Annotated in this window: 20 protein-coding genes; 10 read left to right on the top strand and 10 right to left on the bottom strand. The window is 70.7% G+C overall.

Translation table 11 applies throughout. The annotated features are described in order from the left end of the window. Window positions 1–95: 95 nt before the first annotated feature. Entirely contained in the window at window positions 96–1,271 is a 1,176-nt protein-coding gene (locus AB0H43_RS14505; RefSeq protein ID WP_359999793.1) for a HAMP domain-containing sensor histidine kinase, read from the bottom strand. Next, window positions 1,268–1,924: a response regulator transcription factor gene (locus AB0H43_RS14510; RefSeq protein WP_359999794.1), complete on the bottom strand. Its 657-nt coding sequence runs from the start codon at window positions 1,922–1,924 to the stop codon at window positions 1,268–1,270. The genes AB0H43_RS14505 and AB0H43_RS14510 overlap by 4 nt, the downstream gene beginning before the upstream one ends. 117 nt (window positions 1,925–2,041) lie before the next feature. Between AB0H43_RS14510 and AB0H43_RS14515 the strand changes: the two genes are divergently transcribed. The 4 genes from AB0H43_RS14515 (at window position 2,042) to AB0H43_RS14530 (ending at window position 5,586) form a co-directional block, all read left to right on the top strand. Next, a complete protein-coding gene (locus AB0H43_RS14515) occupies window positions 2,042–2,602 on the top strand; it encodes a hypothetical protein (RefSeq protein ID WP_359999795.1) in 561 nt (186 codons plus the stop codon). Continuing rightward, window positions 2,599–3,654 (top strand): peptidoglycan-binding domain-containing protein, encoded by a 1,056-nt coding sequence (locus AB0H43_RS14520; protein ID WP_359999796.1) that lies wholly within the window; start codon window positions 2,599–2,601, stop codon window positions 3,652–3,654. Before AB0H43_RS14515 ends, AB0H43_RS14520 begins: the two co-directional genes overlap by 4 nt. Continuing rightward, the gene (locus AB0H43_RS14525) at window positions 3,651–4,319 is read left to right on the top strand and encodes an ABC transporter ATP-binding protein (protein ID WP_359999797.1); all 669 of its coding nucleotides are present in this window, start codon (window positions 3,651–3,653) and stop codon (window positions 4,317–4,319) included. Before AB0H43_RS14520 ends, AB0H43_RS14525 begins: the two co-directional genes overlap by 4 nt. 70 nt (window positions 4,320–4,389) lie before the next feature. Beyond that, on the top strand, window positions 4,390–5,586 hold the full coding sequence (locus AB0H43_RS14530; RefSeq protein ID WP_359999798.1) for an ABC transporter permease: 1,197 nt from the start codon (window positions 4,390–4,392) through the stop codon (window positions 5,584–5,586). Window positions 5,587–5,687: 101 nt separating this feature from the next. Here AB0H43_RS14530 and AB0H43_RS14535 read toward each other — a convergent pair whose 3' ends face one another. Both AB0H43_RS14535 and dinB read right to left on the bottom strand, forming a co-directional pair. Then, window positions 5,688–7,286 carry a prealbumin-like fold domain-containing protein gene (locus tag AB0H43_RS14535; RefSeq protein ID WP_359999799.1) on the bottom strand — a complete coding sequence of 533 codons (1,599 nt, stop codon included), beginning with the start codon at window positions 7,284–7,286 and terminating at the stop codon, window positions 5,688–5,690. A 165-nt stretch (window positions 7,287–7,451) separates the two neighbouring features. Continuing rightward, complete coding sequence (gene dinB, locus AB0H43_RS14540) at window positions 7,452–8,639, bottom strand: DNA polymerase IV (RefSeq protein ID WP_359999800.1); 1,188 nt, start codon at window positions 8,637–8,639, stop codon at window positions 7,452–7,454. A gap of 53 nt (window positions 8,640–8,692) precedes the next feature. On the opposite strand from dinB, the gene AB0H43_RS14545 reads away from it, so the two are divergent. Next, window positions 8,693–8,953: an acyl-CoA-binding protein gene (locus tag AB0H43_RS14545; protein WP_359999801.1), complete on the top strand. Its 261-nt coding sequence runs from the start codon at window positions 8,693–8,695 to the stop codon at window positions 8,951–8,953. On the opposite strand, the gene AB0H43_RS14550 is transcribed toward AB0H43_RS14545, so the two are convergent. Beyond that, the gene (locus AB0H43_RS14550) at window positions 8,944–9,711 is read right to left on the bottom strand and encodes a putative protein N(5)-glutamine methyltransferase (protein ID WP_359999802.1); all 768 of its coding nucleotides are present in this window, start codon (window positions 9,709–9,711) and stop codon (window positions 8,944–8,946) included. The two genes, AB0H43_RS14545 and AB0H43_RS14550, sit on opposite strands and share 10 nt — an antisense overlap. Window positions 9,712–9,750: 39 nt before the next feature. Between AB0H43_RS14550 and AB0H43_RS14555 the strand changes: the two genes are divergently transcribed. Then, the gene (locus tag AB0H43_RS14555) at window positions 9,751–10,530 is read left to right on the top strand and encodes a class I SAM-dependent methyltransferase (protein ID WP_359999803.1); all 780 of its coding nucleotides are present in this window, start codon (window positions 9,751–9,753) and stop codon (window positions 10,528–10,530) included. On the opposite strand, the gene AB0H43_RS14560 is transcribed toward AB0H43_RS14555, so the two are convergent. After that, entirely contained in the window at window positions 10,457–10,816 is a 360-nt protein-coding gene (locus tag AB0H43_RS14560) for a YkvA family protein (protein ID WP_359999804.1), read from the bottom strand. The two genes, AB0H43_RS14555 and AB0H43_RS14560, sit on opposite strands and share 74 nt — an antisense overlap. A 30-nt stretch (window positions 10,817–10,846) precedes the next feature. Continuing rightward, window positions 10,847–11,338: a hypothetical protein gene (locus AB0H43_RS14565; RefSeq protein ID WP_359999805.1), complete on the bottom strand. Its 492-nt coding sequence runs from the start codon at window positions 11,336–11,338 to the stop codon at window positions 10,847–10,849. Window positions 11,339–11,412: 74 nt separating this feature from the next. Between AB0H43_RS14565 and AB0H43_RS14570 the strand changes: the two genes are divergently transcribed. Genes AB0H43_RS14570 through AB0H43_RS14580 form a run of 3 tightly spaced genes read left to right on the top strand, consistent with a single transcriptional unit; the run spans window position 11,413 to window position 13,494 of the window. Continuing rightward, window positions 11,413–11,958, top strand: coding sequence for a hypothetical protein (locus AB0H43_RS14570; protein ID WP_359999806.1), 546 nt, complete (start codon window positions 11,413–11,415; stop codon window positions 11,956–11,958). Further along, window positions 11,955–12,506 carry a class I SAM-dependent methyltransferase gene (locus AB0H43_RS14575; protein ID WP_359999807.1) on the top strand — a complete coding sequence of 184 codons (552 nt, stop codon included), beginning with the start codon at window positions 11,955–11,957 and terminating at the stop codon, window positions 12,504–12,506. The genes AB0H43_RS14570 and AB0H43_RS14575 overlap by 4 nt, the downstream gene beginning before the upstream one ends. A 40-nt stretch (window positions 12,507–12,546) precedes the next feature. Then, entirely contained in the window at window positions 12,547–13,494 is a 948-nt protein-coding gene (locus AB0H43_RS14580; protein WP_359999808.1) for a hypothetical protein, read from the top strand. Window positions 13,495–13,515: 21 nt separating this feature from the next. Here AB0H43_RS14580 and AB0H43_RS14585 read toward each other — a convergent pair whose 3' ends face one another. Further along, entirely contained in the window at window positions 13,516–15,468 is a 1,953-nt protein-coding gene (locus AB0H43_RS14585) for a S8 family serine peptidase (protein WP_359999809.1), read from the bottom strand. Between the two features lie 274 nt (window positions 15,469–15,742). On the opposite strand from AB0H43_RS14585, the gene AB0H43_RS14590 reads away from it, so the two are divergent. Further along, the gene (locus AB0H43_RS14590) at window positions 15,743–18,049 is read left to right on the top strand and encodes a glycosyl hydrolase family 8 (protein WP_359999810.1); all 2,307 of its coding nucleotides are present in this window, start codon (window positions 15,743–15,745) and stop codon (window positions 18,047–18,049) included. Here the strand turns inward: AB0H43_RS14590 and AB0H43_RS14595 are convergent. Both AB0H43_RS14595 and AB0H43_RS14600 read right to left on the bottom strand, forming a co-directional pair. Next, window positions 18,046–19,638, bottom strand: coding sequence for a GTPase (locus tag AB0H43_RS14595; RefSeq protein WP_359999811.1), 1,593 nt, complete (start codon window positions 19,636–19,638; stop codon window positions 18,046–18,048). The genes AB0H43_RS14590 and AB0H43_RS14595 overlap by 4 nt on opposite strands. Further along, on the bottom strand, window positions 19,635–21,320 hold the full coding sequence (locus AB0H43_RS14600; protein ID WP_359999812.1) for a GTPase: 1,686 nt from the start codon (window positions 21,318–21,320) through the stop codon (window positions 19,635–19,637). Before AB0H43_RS14600 ends, AB0H43_RS14595 begins: the two co-directional genes overlap by 4 nt. Window positions 21,321–21,335 lie beyond the last annotated feature (15 nt).

The raw sequence follows: 21,335 nt of genomic DNA on the forward strand, positions 1-21,335 counted from the left end.
CGATCAACCAACCCGCTGGTGATCAGGCGGCGATCCGGTCGCTGACCAGGGCCGCGATCTGCTCGACCGAGTGCGGCCGGCCGGAGGTTGCACCCTCAGGCGGCGGGCAGGGTCACCGTCACCACCAGCCCGCCCCCGGTACGCGCCTCGGCCCGGACCTCCCCACCGTGGGCCCGGGCGATGGCCTGGACGATGGACAGCCCCAGTCCGGCCCCGGGCGCCTGGTGAGCCGTCCGGCTGCCGCGGTGGAACGGCTCGAACAGGGCTGGGACGTCGTACTTCGGGATGACCGGCCCGCTGTTCTCCACGACCAGGACGGCCTCGTGCTGAGCGAAGCCGTCCCGCGAGGCGCCGTCCCGGGAGGAACCGCCCCTGGAGGAGCCGCCCCGGGTGAAGCAGGAGACGGCGACGAAACCGTCCGGCACGTTATAGCGGAGCGCGTTGTCGACCAGGTTCTGCACCAGCCGCTCCAGCAGCGGCGGGTTCCCCGAGACGGCGGCCTCGTCGGCGGCGAGCCGCAGGTCGAGCGGGTCGAACGAGGTGACCGAGACGACGTGGTCCACGATGTCGGCCAGATCTACGTAGGACCGATCGGCGACGCCGCCTTCGGAGCGCTCCGCGCGGGCGAGCACCAGGAGCCCGTCGAGGAGCTGTTCGTGGCGCGTGTTCACCTCCAGCAGAGTCCGGCCCAGCTGAACCAGCTCGGGCGTCGGCTCACCGCGATAGAGGGCCACCTCCAGCAGCGACCGGTTCACGGTCAACGGCGTACGCAGTTCGTGGGAGGCGTTGGCGACGAAGCGCCGCTGCCCGTCGAAGGCGTGGTCGAGTCGTTCCACCATCGTGTCGAAGGCGTCGGCGAGCCGTTTCACCTCGTCGGGCGGGCCGGTGAGACCGATGCGCTCGTGCAGGCCCCGGTCCGCGGCGGGCGCGTTGGCGATGCGTACGGCGGTGTCGGTGATCTGGTCGAGCGGGCGCAGCAGCCGTCCGGCGAGCAGCCAGCCGAACGCGGTCGCCGCCACGACCACCACCGCCAAGGCGATCCCGCCTCGGGTCAGCAGCGCGTTCAGCGCCTCGTCCCAGGCGGACTCCGACACCTGGTTCACGAGCGCGCCGGTGTCGTTCGGCCCGGCCGTCGCGTAGCCGACGTTGAAGGTGGGCACCTGCCGGTCGGCCACCAGGAAGTACGTGATGCCGAGCATCACGAGACCGGCGACCAGGAACAGGCAGCCGTAGACGAGGGTCAGCCGCGCCCGGAAGGTCAGCCGCTTCACGGGACCCGGTACCCGACACCCGGGTCGGTGAGCACGATCGGCGGCTCACCGAGCTTGCGGCGCAACTTGAGGATGATCATGCGGATCGAGTTCGTGAACGGGTCGGCGTTCTCGTCCCAGGCCTTCTCGAGGAGCTGCTCGGCGGAGACCGGCGCGCCGTCGGCCCGCAGCAACTCGGCGAGCACGGCGAACTCCTTGCGCGACAAGGGAACGTAGCGGCCGTCGCGGTAGACCTCCCGCCGGTGCGGATCGAGCCGGAGGCCGCCCCGCTGCAGGATCGGCGGCGCGGCCGGGCGGGCGCGCCGGCCCAGCGCGGTGACCCGGGCCGACAGCTCGGCGAACGCGAACGGCTTCGGCAGGTAGTCGTCGGCGCCGAGGGACAGCCCGGAGACGCGGTCGGCCACGTCGGCCGAGGCCGTCAGCATGAGGACCCGGGTCTCGCCGCCGTCGGCGGCCAGCGCGCGGCAGACGTCGTCGCCGTGCACCACGGGCAGATCCCGGTCCAGGACCACCACGTCGTAGTCGTTCACGTCGATGCGCTCAAGTGCCGCCCCGCCGTCGTGGACGACGTCGACGGCGTGCGCGTCGCCCCGCAGCCAGTGCGCGACGGCGTCGGCGACCAGGGGTTCGTCCTCGACGACCAAGATCCGCATGAATCCCATGGTGACACACGGTGATGTCACCTCGGTGTCAACGAATTCGGTGACGCCCGCGAAAACCCGTGGCCGATCTACTGACCGCCGACAGGAGCCCACTGAAGGAGACAAACCATGCGGATAAGGGCAGCGATCGCGATCGGCCTGCTCGCGACGGCGGCACTGGCCGGGTGCTCGAAGAGCGATGGTGACGGCGTCGCCAGCGCGAACGGCACGTCCAGCCCCGGTGCCACCGCGAGCGCCACCGGCGCAGTCGACGAGAAGGCGCGAGCGCTCCAGTTCGCCAAGTGCATGCGCGAGAACGGCGTACCGAACTGGCCGGACCCGAAGTTCAGCGACGGCGGCGGGGTTTCGCTCGACGCGCCCGACGGGGCGGACCCGGCGAAGGTCGACGCGGGGATGCAGGCGTGCAAGGCGTACCTGCCCAACGGCGGCGAACCGCAGAAGCTCGACCCCGCCCGCCTCGACCAGCTGCGCAAATATGCCCAGTGCATGCGTGAGCACGGTCTGAAGAACTTCCCCGACCCGACCGACTACGGCTTCCAGCTCGACGGCAACACCTCCGGGATCGACCCGGCGAGTCCGGCGTACCAGGCGGCCGACTCCGAGTGCCAGAAGTTCGCGCCGCCGCCGGCCGGGGAGTCGCCGGGCACGAACACGGGCAACGGCCGATGAGACGGCGGATTCTCACGGGCGTCGCGACGGTGGCGGTGCTCCTCGCCGTCGGCGTCGCGGTGGTCGCGGCCAAGGGCATCGGTTCCGGTCCGTCGACGCCATCGGCGGCGAACCTGCCCCCGGCCACCGCGACGGTCACCCGCCAGACGCTCGTCGACAGCCAGACCATGACCGGCGAGCTGGGCTACGGCGACCCGGTCCAGGTCAACGGCAAGCTGCCGGGCACGATCACCGCGCTGCCCGCACAAGGCGCGACGGTACGCCGAGGGCAGCCGATCTATCGCGTGGACAATCTGCCGGTCGTCCTCCTCTATGGTGCGTTGCCCGCCTATCGGGCCTTGGCGGCCGGAGTGAAGGGGCCGGACGTCCAGCAGTTCGAGCAGAACCTGTACGCCTTGGGCTATCGGGGGTTCACCGTCGACGGGACGTTCTCGGCGTCCACGACGACGGCGGTGAAGAAGTGGCAGAAGGCGCTCGGACTGCCGCAGACGGGCACGGTCGACCTCGGCCGGATCTACTACGCCGCCGGTCCCGTACGCGTGAACACCCAGCAGGCGGCGATCGGCGACTCGACCGGACCCGGCCTGGCGGTGCTCACCACGACCGGTTCGCAGAAGCTGGTCGGCGTCGAAGTCAGCGTGGCCGAACAACGGCTGGCCAAGGTCGGCAGCGCGGTCACGCTGAAGCTGCCGGACGGCAAGACCGCACCCGGCAAGATCGTGCGCGGGCGTACGGTGATCAAGCCGGCGGAGGGCAACAACCCCGCCAAGACCGTGATCAGGGTGTCGATCGCTCCCGACGACCAACAGGTGCTGGCCGCGTTCGACCAGGCGACGATCGACGTCGGCTTCACCGCCGGGAAACGGGAGAACGTCCTGACCGTGCCGGTCGCGGCGTTGCTGGCGCTGAGCGAGGGCGGCTACGGCATCCAGGTCGTCGACGGAACGACCACCCGGATCGTCGCCGTCAAGACCGGGCTGTTCGCCGACGGGCGAGTCGAGATCACCGGGGACGGCCTGGCCGAGGGAACCACCGTCGGGATGCCCTCATGACCGGCCTTGACTCGGTGGTGGAACTCGACCGCGTCAGTAAGGCGTACCCAGGTGTGCTGGCGGTGCGCGACGTGAGCCTGACGGTCGGGCGCGGCGAGCTGGTGGCGATCGCCGGCCCGTCGGGTTCCGGCAAGTCCACGATGCTGCACCTGATCGGCACGCTGGACCGGCCGTCGCGCGGAACGGTACGCATCGACGGCCTGGACGTGGCGCGGTTGTCCGACCGGCAGCTGTCGGCGGTGCGGGCGAGCCGGATCGGCTTCGTGTTCCAGCAGTTCCACCTCGCGCCGGGACAGTCCGCTGTGGACAATGTGGCCGACGGGCTGCTCTATTGCGGGATCCCGGCCCGGCAACGCCGCAAGCGAGCAGAGTACGCCCTCGACAGCGTCGGTCTCGGCCAGCGGCTGGATCATCGGCCGCATCAGTTGTCGGGCGGTGAGCGGCAGCGCGTCGCCATCGCGCGGGCCATCGTCGGCGAACCGGCCCTGCTGCTCGCCGACGAACCCACCGGCAACCTCGACTCGGCGTCCGGCGCGGGCGTCATGGGGCTGCTCCGGGCGCTGCACGAGAGCGGCACGACGGTCGTGATCATCACGCACGACCGGGAGATCGCCGACAGCCTGCCGCGCCAGATCCACATGCGAGACGGGCAGGTGATTGCATGAGCGGCCTTCGGTCGGTCATCGGCCAGCACAGTTTCCCTCATGCGAGCGCCGGCCGCAGGACGGTGATTGCATGAGTTTGCGTCCGTCGAGGTTGCGGCCCGCCGACGTGGTCCGCGTCGGTTCGGCCGGGCTGCGTACGCGGCCGCTGCGCGTGTTCCTCTCGGCGCTCGGGATCGCCATCGGCATCGCCGCGATGATCGCCGTCGTCGGGATCTCCTCGTCCAGCCGGGCGCAGTTGGACAAGCAGCTCGCGGCGCTCGGCACCAACCTGCTCACGGTGTCGCCCGGCGAGACCATGCTGGGCGGCCGGGCGGTGCTGCCGGCGTCGTCGGTGGCGATGATCGGGCGGATCGGCCCGGTCACCGGCGTCGCCGCGGTCGGGCGCGTACCGGATCTCTCGGTCTTCCGCAGCGACCGGATTCCGGTCATCCAAACCGGCGGGATGTCGGTGCTCGCGGCGCACCTCGACCTGCCGGCGACGGTCGCCGCAGAGCTTGCCGACGGGGTCTGGCTCAACGACGCGACCAGTCGCTATCCGGCGGTGGTGCTCGGCGCGTCGGCCGCCCAGCGCCTCGGCGTCTTCTCCGTTCGCGACGGCGTCCAGGTGCTGGTCGGCGGCCGGTACTTCACCGTCGTGGGCATCCTGCGACCGGTCGCCTTGGCACCCGAGCTGGATTCCGCCGCGCTGATCGGATTCCCGGCCGCGGAGTCCTATCTGGCCTTCGACGGACTGCCGACGACCGTCTACACGCGTACGCGGGACGACGCGGTCACGTCGGTCCGGGCGGTGCTGGCCGCGACGGCTAACCCGGCCGCTCCCAACGAGGTACGCGTGTCCCGGCCGTCCGACGCGTTGGCCGCCCGGCAGGCCACCGATCAGGCGTTCACCGGGCTGCTGCTCGGGCTCGGCGCGGTGGCGCTGCTGGTCGGCGGGGTCGGCGTGGCCAACACGATGGTGATCTCGGTCCTCGAACGCCGGGCCGAGATCGGCCTCCGCCGGTCGCTCGGTGCCACGCGAGGGCAGATCCTGGTGCAGTTCCTGGCCGAATCACTGCTGCTCGCCGTGCTCGGCGGGCTCGGGGGAGTCCTTGTCGGCATCCTCGTCACCAGCCTGTACGCGCGTACGCAGACCTGGCCGGCGGTGGTTCCGGCGTGGGCCACGCTGGGCGGCATGGGGGCGACCGTGGTGATCGGGGCGATCGCCGGGCTCTACCCCGCGATCCGGGCCGCCCGGCTCTCGCCGACGGAGGCCCTTGCCGCCCCGTGACCGGGCATGATCGTTGCGTCAGCCATGCTGCTTCGCGAGGCAATTCGCCCGTTTATACAGCATGGCTGACGCAACGATCACATTGCGCGGAGCCGCACGACCTACGGGTCGATCACGACGGTGCAGGTGTAGGTCCCCGGTGCGAGATTCTTGTACGCCTCGGACGTGTCGTCGAAGGCGTTCGGCGTGCCGTCGGCCGGGTCGGGCGTCAGCCCGGTGCAGCTGATGCGCGAACCGGTGCCACCCGGCACCTGCGAGGTGGAACTCACCGTGATGGTGGTGAGCGGCACGTTCACGAACGAGACCGTCTCCCCGGCGTACGGGCTGTCGGCGCAGGTCGCCCCGTTGTCCACGGTCACCGTCTTGTCGCCTTCGCCGACGTAGTTCGCCGGCACCGTCTCGTGCACGGTGTAGGAGCCGAAGAGCAGGTTGTCGAAGCAGGCCTGGCCGTTGGCGTCGGTCTGCTTGGTGACGCCGTCGACCGTGAAGGAGACCCCGGCCTGCGGCTGCGAGCCGGTCGGCGCGGCGACATGCTTCTCCGTCTTGGAGACGCGGATGGCGCCACGCTTGCGCGGGTCGGTCACCGGGTCGAGGGTCACGGTGCCCCCGGCGGTGATGGTGATGTGCTGGTCGGCCGCGCCCTCGTGGCCCGGCGGCACGACCGTCTCGACCACCCAGTAGTCCCCGGCCGGAACGTTGCTGATCGTGCAGTCACCGTTGGCGTCGGTGGTGCACTTGAACGTCGTGGCGGTGTCCTCGGCGCCGTGCGATCCGCCGACCGGCGCGTTGTCCTTGTAGAGCGTGAACTCGGCTCCGGCCAAGGGAGCACCGGTGTCGTCCACCTTGTGGATCTTCACCGTGCCGCAGTTGGTGATGTTGACGGTCTGCGGCGGGACGAAGTCCTTCAGCGCCGCGTTGAACTGGTCCGAGGACCGGCTCTTCAGGTACGCCGTGCCGAACGACTCACACGAGGTCGGGTCGAAGATCGCCGACAGAGCGATCTGCGCCTCGCCGAACGTGCGCGGGTCGAGTGCGCCCAGTCCGTCGGCTTCGGCGGCCGGAATCGCCGAGGTGTTGATGGAACCGGTCGCCTTGCCCGAGCCGGTGAGGTTGGCGGCCGGACCCCACGCCGATCCGGTCCAGGTCCGCAGCGAGAGGGTCGGGTGGGTGCCGCCTTGGGCCAGGTCGTAGGTGATGAGCAGGTCACCCGTCGTGCGTACGGGGGTCACGCCGTTGCTGGAGGCCACCTTGCTCTGGTTGAACTCGAAGTCCATATTGGTGGTTCCGGTCGGGTCCTGCACCCGGGACCAGTACAGGTTCAGGAAGCCGGTGGCGGTGCCGCCCTCCTGGTAGACGCCGAAGAACTTCAGGTCGCTCTTGTTCGGCGGGATGCCGCCGTCCACCACGGTCGGTACCGCGGTGTCCTCCTTGGCGCCCTGCCCGAACGACTCGTCGGCCGGGCCGCTGGCGGTGTCGGCCTTGCGTACCTCGGTCACGGTGGCCCAGTCGATCGACGGCGCCGGGTCGTCGGCCTTGAGGTTGGCGTCGGTGTCGATCTCGAAGTTGCTGCCCGGCAGGCTGACCTCCGGGTGGGAGGCGAACGCGCCGGTGGTGAGGCTGAGGGCGGCCAACGCCGCGGTCGCGGAGGCGACTATCAGCCGCGTACGCAATCGGCCGCCCTGCGGCCCGAGTCTGATCATGAATGGCTCCTCGAACGGGTGGGGCCATCCCCGTTGATGGCCCCCAGTGAATAACGGCGCGTATATGAGCCCATTACGCGTCGTAATTTCCCGAGGTGGAGACAGCTGAGAGGAGGGTGCCGTGTCACGGCCGCGACCGGAGGGCGGCGTCTTCGGCGAGGCGGGTCAGTCCGGGAGCATCGGCATTTCCAGGCCGGGGCTCTTGCCGACGAGCACGCCACGGGTGACCGAACCGCTGCCGAAGCGATCCCGGACGGCGTCCAGCGCCCCGTCGAGGGCCACCCGGTCGGGCGTGCCGAAGGGCAGTTCGAGCTGCACGAAGTCCTGGTTCTCCAGATTGCCGACGCTGATCCCGATGAGGGTCAGGCCGCGTACGGCGATCATCGGCCGCACCGCGGACAGCAGGGTCCGGGCGGCGGCGAGGATCTCCTCGGTCTGCACGGTCGGACGGCTGAGCGTCCGTGACCGGGTGGCCCGCGTGAAGTCGCGAAACCGCATCCGCAGCACGACGGTCCGGCCGGGCCGGTCCGCCTTGCGCATCCGGCGCGTGACCCGGTCGACCAGCCCGGCCAGCGTCGCGTCCAGCTCCTCATAGGACTGATTACCCCGGCCCAGCGCCCGCTGCGCGCCCATCGAACCGCGCCGCCGGCCGGTCTCGACCCGGCGCGCGTCCTTGTTGTGCGCCAGCGCCCACAGATGCCGTCCCGCATGCCCGCCGAGGATCGAGATGAGCGCCGCCTCGCCGATCCGGGCGACGTGCGCGACCGTCCGGATGCCGCGTTCGGCCAGCTTGGCCGCGGTCACCGGGCCGACGCCCCACAGCATCTGAACCGGCAGCGGGTGCAGGAACTCCAGCTCGCGATCCGGGGCGACGGTCAGCAGCCCGTCCGGCTTGGCGACCCGGCTGGCCACCTTGGCCAGGAACTTCGTCCGGGCGACCCCGACGGTGATGGGTAGCCCCACGCGCGACAGGACGTCGGCCCGCAGGCGGACGGCGATCTCCGTCGGCGTCCCGCTGATGCGCCGGAGACCGCCGACGTCGAGGAACGCCTCGTCGATCGAGATCGGCTCCACCAACGGGGTGGTGTCCCGGAACACCTCGAAGACGGCCTTGCTGGCCTGCGAGTACGCCGACATCCGGGGTTCGAGCACGATGGCGTCGGGGCACAACGCCCGGGCCTGACGACCGCCCATCGCTGTGCGTACCCCTCGGGCTTTGGCCTCGTAGCTGCAGGCGAGCACGACACCGTGCCCCACGATCACCGGTTTGCCGCGCAGCGCGGGCCGATCGCGCTGCTCGACCGACGCGTAGAAGGCGTCGAGGTCGGCGTGCAGGATCGAGGCGCCCTCCATCCCCAGATCATAGAACAAATGTTCTAGAAGTGGGGAGCGATAGGCTGGTGCGCATGTCTGTCTCCGACGACTTCGCCCAGGCCCAGGCCGACGTGAAGCAGCTGCCGACGCGCCCCGGCAACGAGGTCCTGCTCCAGCTCTACGCCCTGTACAAGCAGGGCAGCCAGGGCGACGCGACCGGGAAGCGGCCGGGCATGTTCGACCTGGTCGGCCGGGCGAAGTTCGACGCCTGGAGCGAGCTGGCCGGCACCGATCAGGAGACGGCCCAGACCCGCTACGTCGAACTGGTCCGCAAGCTGCAGGCTCAAGCCTGACCGATCGCGACGGTCGCGCCGAGCTCGTCGTCGACGGCGATCTCGGCGCGGAACCCGTTGTCGGCGAGTGCCGCCGAGGTCACGGCGGCCTGCTCGTCGCTCGTCTCGATCAGGATCCGGCCGCCGGGCGCGAGCCAGGCTCCCGCTCCGGCGGCTACCCGCCGGTGAATGTCCACACCGTCCGGACCGCCGTCGAGTGCGACGCGCGGCTCGTGGTCGCGCGCCTCGGGCGGCATCAGCGCGATCTGCCCGCTCGGGACGTAAGGCGCGTTGACCGCCAGGACGTCGACCCGGCCCAGCAGCTCGCGGGGCAGGGCTTCGAACAGGTCTCCCTGATACGCCTGAAGCAGCGCACCGGTCAGGTTGGCCCGGGCGCAGCGCACCGCGACGGGATCGACGTCGGCGGCGTACACCTCGACGCCGGGGACCTGGTCGGCGATCGCCCGCCCGACCGCGCCGGTGCCGCAGCAGAGGTCCACGACGATCGAGCCGCTCCGGGCGTACGCGGCGGCCCGCCGGGCGAGGAACTCGGTGCGCCGCCGGGGCACGAAGACGCCGGGCTCGACGACGATCCGCAGACCGCAGAACTCCGCCCAGCCGAGGATCTGCTCCAGCGGCTCGCCTTCTTCGCGGCGGCGGAGGAGCCGGTCCACGTCCTCCGGGGCGGATTCGGCGAGAATCAGCCCGGCCTCGTCCTCGGCGAAGACGCAGCCGGCCGACCGCAATCGGTCCACGGCTCGGGTGAAGGTGACAGTCATCGCATACGGACGATACCGGCGAGTACTAGAGTGCCCGGCATGGTCTCCGAGCGGGTGCAGAGCCAGGTCTTCGGTGAGGTCGCGACCGAGTACGACGACGTCCGGCCGGGCTACCCGGTCGAGATCGCCGATCGGGTCCTGGCGTACGCGGGAAGCCGGCCGCGGTCGATCGTCGACGTGGGCGCCGGCACCGGCAAGGGCACCGAGGTCCTGCGTACGCTCGACGCCCCGATCATCTGCGTGGAGCCGGACGCGGCGATGGCGGGCGTCCTGCGGCGGCGGTTCGCCGAGGATCAGCTCGTCGACATCGCGGTCAGCCGATTCGAGGACTGGACCCCGCCGGAGACCGGTGTCGACCTGCTGGCCAGCGCCCAGGCGTGGCACTGGGTCGGCCACCGGACGCGGACGCAGCTCGCCGCCGACGCGCTGGCGCCCGGCGGAGTCCTCGCCTTGTTCGCGCACGACTTCGGGTTCGCCGACGGCGACACCGCCACCGCGATGCAGAACGTCTACCTCAAGTACGCCCCGGAGATCGCCCACGGGGTGCCCTCGAACCTGCATCCGGACGTCTTCCATCCGGACGAGCTGCGGACCTCCCCGCTGTTCACCGACTTCGAGCAGCAGGAGGTGATCCGCGTGGTGCCCTTCCCGACGCCCCGTTACCTGCGGCTGCTGTCGACCTTCTCCAACCACCGGATGCTGCCCGACCAGCGGCGGACCCGGCTGCACCAGGCGATCGCCGAGCTCATCGACGGCCGCGGCGGGGTGCTGCATCAGCAGCTGACGACCGGTCTGATCCTCGCGCGCCGGGCAGCCTGATCGGCGTGCCGGCCGCCCGCCGCTTGCGCAGCAGGTGGGTCAGGTACAGCAGGGCGGCGGTGAGTACGCCCATGTCGTCGAGGTAGATCGGATCGGGTAGCAGGTCCACGGGCAGGATCGTGTAGATCAGCGCGCCCCAGAAGGCGACCTTTCCGCCCGTGCCGAGGTCGCCCAGCATCCGCTTGGTCACGAAAAGCTTCCGCGCCAAGCGGATCGCACCGTACAAAGTGATCAGTGCGACGACGCCGGCGACGACTCCGACGACGATCCAGGCTTCCCGGGACATGGCGTTGAGCGTACCCAGATCGGCCCGATGTCATGCCATCGCCGACGTGACGACCTCCCGTGCCGCCTGTAGCTCGGCTTCCGTCGCGGCGGGCAGGACGTCCTCCCAGACCGGGAGCGCGTAGCGGGCCGCCTCCAGCATGCCCAGCGGCCGGGGCATGAACCAGACGTGGAAGTGTGCGGCGCCGTCACCCCAGCGGTAGAGGTGCACGCGGCCGACGTCGGCCAGGCTCAGGATCGCGCGCTCGATGCGGGCCGTCACCCGGCCGAAGTCGGCGGCCAGGTCCGCCGGCAGATCGGCGAACGAGTCCACGTGCACTCGGGACGCCAGCCAGAGGGTGCCGGGCAGGCTGCCGCCGACCGGCTCGTGCAGCACCCAGTTCGCGTCGGACCAGATGCCCTCGTCCTGCTCGCAGATGCGGCATGGTTCGCCGCCGGGCTCGCCCCGGCGTGGCGGTTCGGGAATGGTACGCGGGCCGGGCGCGAGCGGGGTGAGCGGCTCGGCGAAGGGAAGTCTCATCATGGCGCCATCATGCGCCGATTACGCGGATCGATGCAATGCTTGCGTTCAGAAAATGCAACGGCTATGTTTCATCCGTGAAGGGTGATCTCCACGAGGCGACCGTCGCGGTGCTGGCCGAGGTCGGGTGGGACGGGCTGACCCTGGAACGGGTCGCCGACAAGGCCGGCAAGTCCCGGGTCACCCTGTGGCGCAACGGCGTGACCCGGGAGAGCCTGCTGGACGGGTTGCTCAAACGACTGGCCGAGGACTATCGCGACGCGATGCTGCCAGTGCTCACCGCCGGCGGTGAGCCGGCCGAGCGGCTGCGGAAGACGATGGACGCGCTCTGCGACGTGGTCGACGCGCACGCGGATGTGCTGACCCTGTCCGACGAGATGTTCCACCGGGCGGCCGCGGCCGCGGACCTCCCGATGCGCTTCCTCGACCCGTTCGTCGCGGTGCTGCGCGACGCCCGGGCGGCGGGCCGCCTCCTCGGCAAGGGCACCGACCTCGATCGGGCCGACATCCTGTTCAACGCCGTCGCCTGGACCTACCTGCACCTGCGCGCCCGGCACGCCTGGACCCCGGCGAAGGCGCGTACACACCTGCTGCCGATGCTGATCGAAGGGACCGTCCGATGAACTCGCTGCACGACGCGTACTGCTCCAGCCCCGAATGGGCCGAGATCCTGGTGGGCGAGGTGCTGCCCTGGGGGCTGGCCGGGCTGCCGCGCCCGGCGTACGCCGTCGAACTGGGCGGCGGCTTCGGCGCCAGCACGGCGTACCTGCTGGACTGGACCGATCGGCTGACCGTGATCGAGGCGGACGCCACCCTCGCCGACGGCCTGACCGCCAGGTTCCCCACCGCCGATGTACGCCACGCCGACGCGCGTCGCGTACCGCTGCCGGACGGTGTCGCCGACGCGGTCGTCTGCTTCACGATGCTGCACCACGTCACCCCGGCCGCCGCGCAGGACGAGCTGTTCTTCGAGGCGGCCCGCCTGTTGCGGCCGGGCGGCTGGTTCGCCGGGACCGACAGCCTCGGGTCGGACCGGCTACGGGAGTTCCACGAGGGCGACGTCTACGAGCCGCTCGACCCCGACACCCTCCCCGTACGCCTGACCGCGGCCGGATTCGGCGAGGTGGAAGTCGAGGTCGGCGACCGGTTGCGGTTCCGCGCCCGGCGCTGAGGTCTTGCCGCGTCCGGGCGGACGTGCATACTCAGCGGATATGGAGTCCGAACGTCCGGAACTCGGCCGGGATCTCGCGCACGCGCTGCGGACCGGACCGTTCTCGGCCGCCCTCCATCTGGCGATCGAGGATCGCGGGCTACGCCTGGAGGAGATTCAGGAGAAGCTCGCCGCCGCCGGGATCACCGTCAGCCTCACCACGTTGAGTTACTGGCGGCGGGGGCGTAGCCGTCCGGAGCGGCCGGACTCGATGAAGGCGGTACGCCTGCTGGAGGAGATCCTCGCGCTGCCGCCCGAGTCGCTGATCGCCCAGCTCGGGCCGCGCCGGCCGCGCGGGCGCTGGCTCACCCAGCCGCCGGGCACCTTGGACATCGACCGGCTGTTCGAGGACGCCACCAGCGTCTCGCGGATGATCGGCGAACTGGACCGGTGGCTCAACCACGAACTGACCCGGTTGAGCCTGCACGACCTGTACCTGGTGGGCGGGGACCGGCAGGAGATCAGCCTCACCTGCCGTCAGGTGCTGCGGTCCAACGTGGACCGGCTCAGCCGCACGGTCGGCATCTTCCGCACCGACGACCTGAAGGCGTTCACCGACATCCGGGCGCTGCGCAACTGCCGGCTCGGCCGGGTGCGTACGGACGTGGCGTCGGGACTCCTGGCCGCCGAGATCATCTTCGACCGCATGCTCGCCCGGGGCGACACCGTGGTCATCGAGTACGCCTTCCTCAGCGACTCCGCGACGCCGACCGAGACGTACTACCGCGGCTTCAACGTGCCCGTCAGCGAGTACGTCCTGGAGGTGCAGTTCGATCAGCGAGCGGCGCCGGGCCATCCACGCCCCGGATCAAGGCGTACGCGAGATCTGGATCGGGTCGACGCACGGGGCGCATCTGGTCGCTTCCGACGTCCCGCCGGGCATCGTCGGCATGCGCTGGGAATGGGAGTAGGCCCGGCACAGGCGACGGGTGGGCGGCTTCCCTCGTAAGGAAGCCGCCCACCGCGCCGGTCAGGCGACCGTCAGCGTGACGTCGTCGACGACGAAGCTGGTCTGCAACGACCAGTCCTCGATCCCGGTGAACTTGAGGGTGACCGTCTGCCCGGCGAACTGCGCCAGGTTCACGGTCTTCTCGGCGTACGCCGAATTGGCGTCGAGGTTGGAGTAGCCGGCGACCGTCGTGCTGCCCACAGTCACGGCGAGCGTGTCGTAGACGACGCTCTCCGTCTCCGCTGTGGTGATACGCAGCCAGAACTTCAGCGTGGCCGAGCAGCCGGCCGGGATGGCCACCGACTGCGAGAGCGTGTCGGTGTGCGCCGAACCGCGGCCGCCCAGCCACGCGTTACGGGTGCCGGTCCGGGCCGGGTACTCCGCCCAGGTGCCGACGACATACTGCGACGCCGTCCACGGGCTGGTCCCGCTCTCGAATCCGCCGTTGCCGAGCAGCTGTGCCGGAGTGCAGCCACCGCCGGTGCCGACCGTCCAGGTGAACTGGGCCGACCCGGTCTTGCTCGCCGAGTCCGTCACCGTGACGGTCACGTTCGACGTCCCGGCGGTGGTCGGCGTACCGGTGATCCGGCCGGTCGAGGAGCCGATGGACAACCCGGCCGGCAGCCCGCTCGCGCTCCAGGTGTAGGGGCTCGTCCCGCCACTGGCCGACAGTTGCAGGTCCACGGCCTGCCCGACCGCGGTGCTCTGGTTGCCCGGGTTGGTCACCGAGGGGCTGCCGGGGTCGCCGCCGCCGATGAATCCGGTGTACAGCAACACATTCGGCGAACCACTGCCGGGACTGGTGATCTTCCCGGTGGTGCCGTTGTTCACCAGCGCGTTGCGTACCTGTGCGGGCGTGGCCGAGGGATTCGCGCCGAGGTAGAGGGCCGCGGAACCGGTCACGTGCGGCGAGGCCATGGAGGTGCCGGTCATGGTCGCGCTGCCGGTGTTGCTGGAGTAGGACGCCGACACGATGCTGGTGCCCGGCGCGAACAGGTCCAGGCACGAGCCGTAGTTGCTGGTGCTGTTGCGGGCGTCGGCGTTGGTGCTGTTGCCGACGGTGATCGCGGCGGAGACGCCCTGCGGGCTGTAGTAGCAGGCGTCGTCGCCGGAGTTGCCGGCCGCCTCGACGAACTGCACGCCCGAGGAGATGAGGTTGTTGACCGCGCTGTCCATGGCGGCGCTGCTACACCGGCTCTGGCAGCCGATGCTGTAGTTGGCCACGGCGGGCTTCTGAGCGTTGGTGCGGACCCAGTCGATGCCCGCGATGAGGTCGTCGTTGGTGCCGCTGCCTTGGCAGTTCAGGACGCGGACGGAGACGAGCGACGCCTTCTTCGCGATGCCGTAGGTGGTGCCCACCGCCGTTCCGGCGACGTGTGTGCCGTGGCCATGGCAGTCCTGCGGCGTGCTGTCGTTGTCGACCATGTCCACGCCCTGCTTCACCCGGCCGGTGAAGTCGACGTGGCCGGCGTTGAGCCCGGTGTCCAGGATGTACACCGTGACGCCCTGGCCCGGGTTGGCCGGATAGGTGAACGTCTGGTTCAACGGCAGACTGCGCTGGTCGATCCGGTCGTCGCCCCAGTTCGGCGGGTTGTTCTGGGTGTCCAGGACGCCGATCCGCTGCACCTGCTCGACGTAGGCGACGGCGGGATCGGCCGCCAGCCTGCGAGCCTGTGCCTCGGGCAGAACCACCGAGAAGCCGTGCAGTCCGGCCGAGTAGACGTGCCGAGTCTGCCCGCCGAAGCGAGCACTGAGATCGCGGGCGGTCGCCGCGATCGCGGACGGGCTGATCGCGGTGAGCGCGCTGTCCTTCAGCGCCACGATGTAGCGGCCCGGAACAGCGTCCGGGCTGCCGGCGGCGCGGATGACACCGGTCGGCTCGGCCGACGGGGACGCCATCGCCGCCACGGGGGTGAGTGTGGTCGCGAGCGCGAGTAACAGCGTCGCGGCCACGGTGGGGGTGCGATGTGCCAAGGGTTCCTCCTCCCAATTCGCCCCCTGCAGTTGCTGGGCTGGTCCACCGTCCGCACTGGCCGATTCGAGTGGGGGACCAGCCTCGCGGCCGGGTCTTCCTGGCGCCGACCGCGAGGGGCTGAGCGGAAACGTAGGACTCGGTGAACGCGCGGCGACAGGGCACTAAACAGCAGTGGCGGGATTGGCGCGCCAAAACTGTTTATGAGATCGACATCCATTGACACTTCGATAATGGTTAGGCAAACTGTCTAACCATTCGAGCTCTGGAGGTCAGATGAAGCGATACGCAAGAGGTCTCGCCCTCACGGCGGGCCTGGCACTCGTGGCGGCCCTGTCGCCGGCATCGCCCGGCGCTGCCGCCGCCACCAGATACGAGGCCGAGAGCGCGACCGTGTCTCAGGGCGTGGTCGAGGCCAACCACCTCAACTACTCCGGCACCGGCTTCGTCAACGGGGACAACGTCGCGGGCAGCTACACCGAGTGGACGGTGAACGCCGCGAACGCCGGCCCGGCCACCCTGACGATCCGTTACTCCAACGGCACCACGACCGGGCGCCCGGCTGACATCGCGGTCAACGGGACAGTGATCGCGGCGGCCTCGGCGTTCGGGAGCACCACCAACTGGGACACGTGGGCGAACAAGACGGTCACCGCGACCCTCACCGCCGGGACCAACAAAGTACGCGTGACGGCGACGACCGCCAACGGACCGGCCAACCTGGACTACCTAGACGTCGACAGCACCGCCACGGCGACCGACTACCAGGCGGAGAACGCCGTGCTCTCGCAAGCCGCCGTCGCGACCAACCACACCGGCTACACCGGCACCGGTTTCGTCGACTACACCAACGTGTCCGGCTCGTACGTGGAGTGGACGGTGAACGCCGCCGCCGCGGGGAGCCAGACCCTCACCTTCCGGTACGCCAACGGCACCACCGTCGACCGGCCGATGGACATCGCCGTCAACGGCACGGTGGTCGCGGCCGGCGCCTCCTTCCCGGCCACCGCGAACTGGGACACCTGGACCACCAAGGCGGTCACCGCTTCGCTGGTCGCCGGAACCAACACCATCCGGGCTACGGCGACCACGGCGAACGGCGGACCCAACGTCGACCTGCTCAGCGTGACCGGCGGTGGTGGCGGGGGAGACACTCAGGCGCCGACCGTCCCGGGCAACCTGCGGTCGACCGGCGTCACCTCCTCCAGCGTGAGCCTGGCCTGGGACGCGTCGACCGACAACGTGGGAGTCACCGGCTACGACGTCTACCGGGGCGGCGCTCTCGCCACCACCGTCACGGGCACGACGGCCACCGTGGGCGGGCTGGCCGCGGCGACGGCGTACACGTTCACCGTGAAGGCACACGACGCGGCGGGCAACAGCTCGGCCGCCTCGAACTCGGTCACCGCCACCACCAGTGGCAGCACGGGCGGTCCCGCCGTGCCGTTCGGCAGCCACCTGTTCGCGTACGCCGCCGGCATGCTCAAGCCGAGCGGATCGCAGTCCACTCTGGACCAGGCGGTGGTGACCCTCTACACCAAGTGGAAGGCGAACTTCGTCAAGCAGAACTGCGGCAACGGCTGGTACGAGACCATCTCGCCGGACGCCGACCACCCGTACGTCGCCGAGGGCCAGGGCTACGGCATGGTCATCACGGCGACGATGGCAGGCGCGGACGCCAACGCCAAGACGATCTTCGACGGCATGGTCAAGTACGTGCTGGCCCATCCGTCGGTCAACAACGGCGACCTGCTCGCAGCCGAGCAGGACACCAGTTGCACGAGCGTCAACGGGTCGGACTCGGCCACCGACGGCGACATGGACGTGGCGTACGCACTCCTGCTGGCCGACAAGCAATGGGGGAGCGCGGGAACCTACAACTACAAGCAGCTCGCGATCAAACGCATCAACGCCATCAAGGCCAGCGAGATCAACCCGACGACGAACCTGCTGAAGCTGGGCGACTGGAGCAGCTGCTGCGACGCGCTGTACTACACGACCCGACCGTCCGACCACATGATCGACCACATGCGGGCGTTCCGAGTGGCGACCGGCGACTCGGCCTGGGACACCATCCGCAGCGCCCACCAGACGCTCATCACCAACCTCCAGGCCCAGTACGCGCCCAGCACCGGGCTCCTGCCGGACTTCGTCATCACCACGAACACGACGCCGAAGCCGCCGACGGGGGAGGTCCTGGAAGGCCCGAACGACGGCAAGTACTACTGGAACTCCTGCCGTACGCCGTGGCGCCTCGGTGCGGATGCCGTCACCAGCGGCAACTCCGCCTCGCTGACCTCGGCCCGCAAGCTCAACACCTGGATCAAGTCGAAGACCGGCGGCAACCCCGCGAGCATCGTGGACGGCTACTCCCTGAGCGGGGCCAACCTCGACTCCGGCAACGACGCCTGCTTCTACGCGCCGTTCGCGGTCGCGGCCATGACCGACTCCGGTAGCCAGGCCTGGCTGGACGCCCTGTGGAACCACATGGTGACGAGGTCGTTCGGCAGCACCGAGTACTACAACATGTCCGTCCAGCTGCAGGTGATGATCGTGGTCTCCGGCAACTACTGGGTCCCCTAGCGCACAGCGCCGGCCCGCTCCCTCTCCGACGGGAGGAGGGAGCGGGCGCGGGCGTACGCGTCCAGCACGCCGCGGACGGGCGTCAGCACGTGGGAGTCGGCCACCTCGGCGACGGCGGCCCTGAGCCGGGCGTGCGCCCGGCGTCCCTTGCGCCGGGCGGCGAGCCGGACGATCGGCCGGACCACCAAGGCCACGAGGAGGCCGGTGAGCAGACCGGCGCCGAGCAGGAAGGTGGGCAGCGGAACCCGCCCGACCTCCGGCATCGGGATCTCCGGCAGGGCCAGCGCGAACATGACGTACCGGACGAGCAGCCAGAGCAGTCCGGCGACGACGGCCAAGGCGGCGATCCACTGCAGGACGCCGAAGACGCGCCACCAGGCCGGATTGCGCCCCACCTTCAGATCGGTACGCGCGACGGCGAGGTCCAAGGCGTCCGCCAGGTCCGCCCGGCGCGATCGGGCCGCCGTACGCAGAGCGTCCTGCCACGGCGAAGCCAACGATGTTCCGGCGTCGTCGGCGATCCGGCGTACGGCGAGGTCGGCTTCGGCCTGAGCGGCCGGGGCGGCCGGACCGAGGGAGGTGGCCCCCACGACGGAACCGGCCGACGACGAGCCGAGCCTCAGCCGCTGCAACGGATCAGCGCGGAATCGCCGGACCCACCGAGCGAACGGCCAGCCCGTCGCCTTCCGCGCCCGATGCACGTACGCCTGCTCGGTGGCCGACGCGACCAGCGGCACCCCGGCGGCGTGGGCGAGCGCATCGACCAAGGCCTTCGCCGAGCCTCGGTCGAGGGACGGCCCGGGCGCGGCGACGAGCGGCTGCACCTGCGCCGAGACCGTGGTGACATCGGCGTCGAGCCGGCGGAGCGCTGCCTCTCGCCGACGGACCGCGGCACTCAACCGAGACACCAGGGGATCCACACCTGGCGGCCCGACGGCCGACGTGGCGACCATCGGTACACCCGCCAGCCCGTCGGCGGACAACAGATCGTCCAAGTCAGACAAACATTCCCGGAGGTCGTCCGGCGACAACAAGTCGGCCTGATGCAACGCGACGACAGTCACGTTCTTGTGTGCGGCGAACTGTTCCAGATACTGCCGGTGGACCACCTTGTCGGCGTACTTCTGGGGGTGCAGCACCCAGACGATCAGGTCCACGACCGCCAGCAGCCGGTCGACCTCCACCCGGTGGGACGCCTCCACGGAGTCGTAGTCCGGCAGGTCGAGCAGGACCAGCCCGTCCAGGTCGCCCGCGGGCACGGCGTACCGCTTGCCGACGTCCAGCCAGTCCAGCAGTTGATCCGCGCCGGAACCCCAGACACAGGCGTACGTCTCACCGGTGGTCGGGCGGCGTCGCCCGGCGGGGGAGAGGTCGACGCCGGCGAGCCGGTTGAACAGGGTGGACTTGCCGCTGCCGGTCGCACCCGCCAACGCCACGACGGTATGCGCCCTGGACAGCGCCAGCCGCTCGCCGGCCCGGTCCACGATCGACTGGGCCGATGTGAGCTCCTCGGCGGGCAGGTACGGCGACGTCGTCTCGACGAACTGCCGGAGCGCGCCGATCCGATCCACCACGGAATCCAGCTTCACCGCGCCTCCCCCAGCCGGGCCTGCGCGACGGCCGCAGCCGCCGCTCGCAGGGTCGACCCGGCCGAGCGGTCGATCCCGGAGTCGTCGAGCACCGCCCGGAACCGGTCGGCCTCCTCGTCGAGGAGGGCGTCGACGCGGTCCAGCAGATCCTTGCGGGCCTTCGCGGCGAGCTGCCGCACTGCCTGGTCGCCGAAGATCGCCTCCAGCACTTTCTGCGCGGCGATCGTCGTACCGGCGCCGACGGCGATCTCCGCGCCGGTCGGGATGAACGCCGTCGCCGCGAAGACGCTGATCATCACGACCAGACCCAGCCCGTTCACCGCGTACGCCCCGGCCCGGGCGTAGGCGATGCGATTGCCCGATTCCGCCCGCACGAGTTCCAGAACCGAGCGCTGCCAATCGCGTACCAGTCGATCCAGCCGGAGGCTGAGATCCTCCGCCGGAGCCGCCAGCTCGCCATGCGCCTTGAGCAGCGCGGACCCGGCCGGATGCGCGCGCCACGCGGCCGCCGTCTGCTCGGCGGCGTCGGCCGCCGCGCCGCGCACGAACGTGACCACACCGGATTCCAGCGCGGTCTGAAACTGGTCGGCAGGCCGAGGGCGGCCGGTGACGGCGTCGACGACCCGGTCCCGCCAGCGCGCGACGCGAGCCTGGAGCCCGCGCATGAACTCGCCCGCACCGACCAGCTCCTGCCAGCGCGCCAGCACCTCGCCCCGCAGCAGCGCGCCGTCGCGGATGCCGCGCTCGACCGACTTTCCCGCCTCCTCGTACGCCGACCGCGCCGACGTCTCCAGCGTCTCGGCCGCCTCGACCTGGGCGTCGGCGGCCGCCGCGAGGGTACCGACGGTCGGATCGAGCGCGGCGACCGCGCCGTCCACCGTCTGGCGAACCACCGCCGCGCGATCCGCCGCCGACCGGGCCAGGGAGTCGAGCCAGCCGCGCAACTCCGCGACGACCGGTTCCGGCAGCAGTCGCTGACCATCCAAGGTGGTTTCCGGAACGATGAACATCGGCGCCTCGCCGAAGCCGTTCTCGGCCAACATCTCGGTCAGATGGGGGGTCACCTCGGCGTCCGCGTCCGCAGGCAGCCGGTCGAGCACCAACGCGATCGCGGTGCCCCGCGCCCGCGCGTCCCGCAACAGCTCCCACGGCACGGCGTCGGCGTAGCGGGTCGCGGTGGTCACGAACAGCCACAGATCCGCGGCGGCGAGCAGCCGCTCGGCGAGCGCGCGGTTACTCTCCACGACCGAGTCGATGTCCGGGGCGTCCAGCAACGCCAGGCCCGCGGTCAGCCGCTCGCTCGGCACGATCCGCAGCCCGCCCTCGCCCGAGGTGGTACGCCCCAGGCCGGGCAGCAGGTGCGCCTCCGAAAACCAGGCGGCGTCGTCGGGGTGGCAGACCAGCACCGGATCGCGAGTCGTCGGCCGCCGGGCCCCGGCGGCGCTGACCGGCTCCCGCACGATGCTGTTGACCAGAGTGGACTTACCCGCGCCCGTCGAACCACCGACGACGACCAGCAACGGCGCGTCGAGCCGGGCGAGCCGGGGCAGCAGATAGTCCTCGAGCTGCGCCCGCGTGGCGGCGGCCGTTCTCGCCGCCTCGCCCGCATCGGGCAGGCTCAGCGGATATCGCGTCGCCGCGAGCACGTCGCGCAGCGTACCCAGCGCCTCGGCCAGCCTCATGGTCTCCTCTATACC

The organism is Hamadaea sp. NPDC050747, from assembly GCF_040654195.1.
In the GTDB taxonomy this organism is placed as follows: domain Bacteria; phylum Actinomycetota; class Actinomycetes; order Mycobacteriales; family Micromonosporaceae; genus Hamadaea.

Bases quoted from the DNA above. Each gene is read 5' to 3' on its own strand.
- AB0H43_RS14510 (WP_359999794.1), bottom strand. From the start codon at position 1,924: ATGCGGATCTTGGTCGTCGAGGACGAACCCCTGGTCGCCGACGCCGTC.
- AB0H43_RS14515 (WP_359999795.1), top strand. From the start codon at position 2,042: ATGCGGATAAGGGCAGCGATCGCGATCGGCCTGCTCGCGACGGCGGCA.
- AB0H43_RS14520 (WP_359999796.1), top strand. From the start codon at position 2,599: ATGAGACGGCGGATTCTCACGGGCGTCGCGACGGTGGCGGTGCTCCTC.
- AB0H43_RS14525 (WP_359999797.1), top strand. From the start codon at position 3,651: ATGACCGGCCTTGACTCGGTGGTGGAACTCGACCGCGTCAGTAAGGCG.
- AB0H43_RS14530 (WP_359999798.1), top strand. From the start codon at position 4,390: ATGAGTTTGCGTCCGTCGAGGTTGCGGCCCGCCGACGTGGTCCGCGTC.
- AB0H43_RS14535 (WP_359999799.1), bottom strand. From the start codon at position 7,286: ATGATCAGACTCGGGCCGCAGGGCGGCCGATTGCGTACGCGGCTGATA.
- dinB (WP_359999800.1), bottom strand. From the start codon at position 8,639: ATGGAGGGCGCCTCGATCCTGCACGCCGACCTCGACGCCTTCTACGCG.
- AB0H43_RS14545 (WP_359999801.1), top strand. From the start codon at position 8,693: ATGTCTGTCTCCGACGACTTCGCCCAGGCCCAGGCCGACGTGAAGCAG.
- AB0H43_RS14550 (WP_359999802.1), bottom strand. From the start codon at position 9,711: ATGACTGTCACCTTCACCCGAGCCGTGGACCGATTGCGGTCGGCCGGC.
- AB0H43_RS14555 (WP_359999803.1), top strand. From the start codon at position 9,751: ATGGTCTCCGAGCGGGTGCAGAGCCAGGTCTTCGGTGAGGTCGCGACC.
- AB0H43_RS14560 (WP_359999804.1), bottom strand. From the start codon at position 10,816: ATGTCCCGGGAAGCCTGGATCGTCGTCGGAGTCGTCGCCGGCGTCGTC.
- AB0H43_RS14565 (WP_359999805.1), bottom strand. From the start codon at position 11,338: ATGATGAGACTTCCCTTCGCCGAGCCGCTCACCCCGCTCGCGCCCGGC.
- AB0H43_RS14575 (WP_359999807.1), top strand. From the start codon at position 11,955: ATGAACTCGCTGCACGACGCGTACTGCTCCAGCCCCGAATGGGCCGAG.
- AB0H43_RS14580 (WP_359999808.1), top strand. From the start codon at position 12,547: ATGGAGTCCGAACGTCCGGAACTCGGCCGGGATCTCGCGCACGCGCTG.
- AB0H43_RS14590 (WP_359999810.1), top strand. From the start codon at position 15,743: ATGAAGCGATACGCAAGAGGTCTCGCCCTCACGGCGGGCCTGGCACTC.
- AB0H43_RS14600 (WP_359999812.1), bottom strand. From the start codon at position 21,320: ATGAGGCTGGCCGAGGCGCTGGGTACGCTGCGCGACGTGCTCGCGGCG.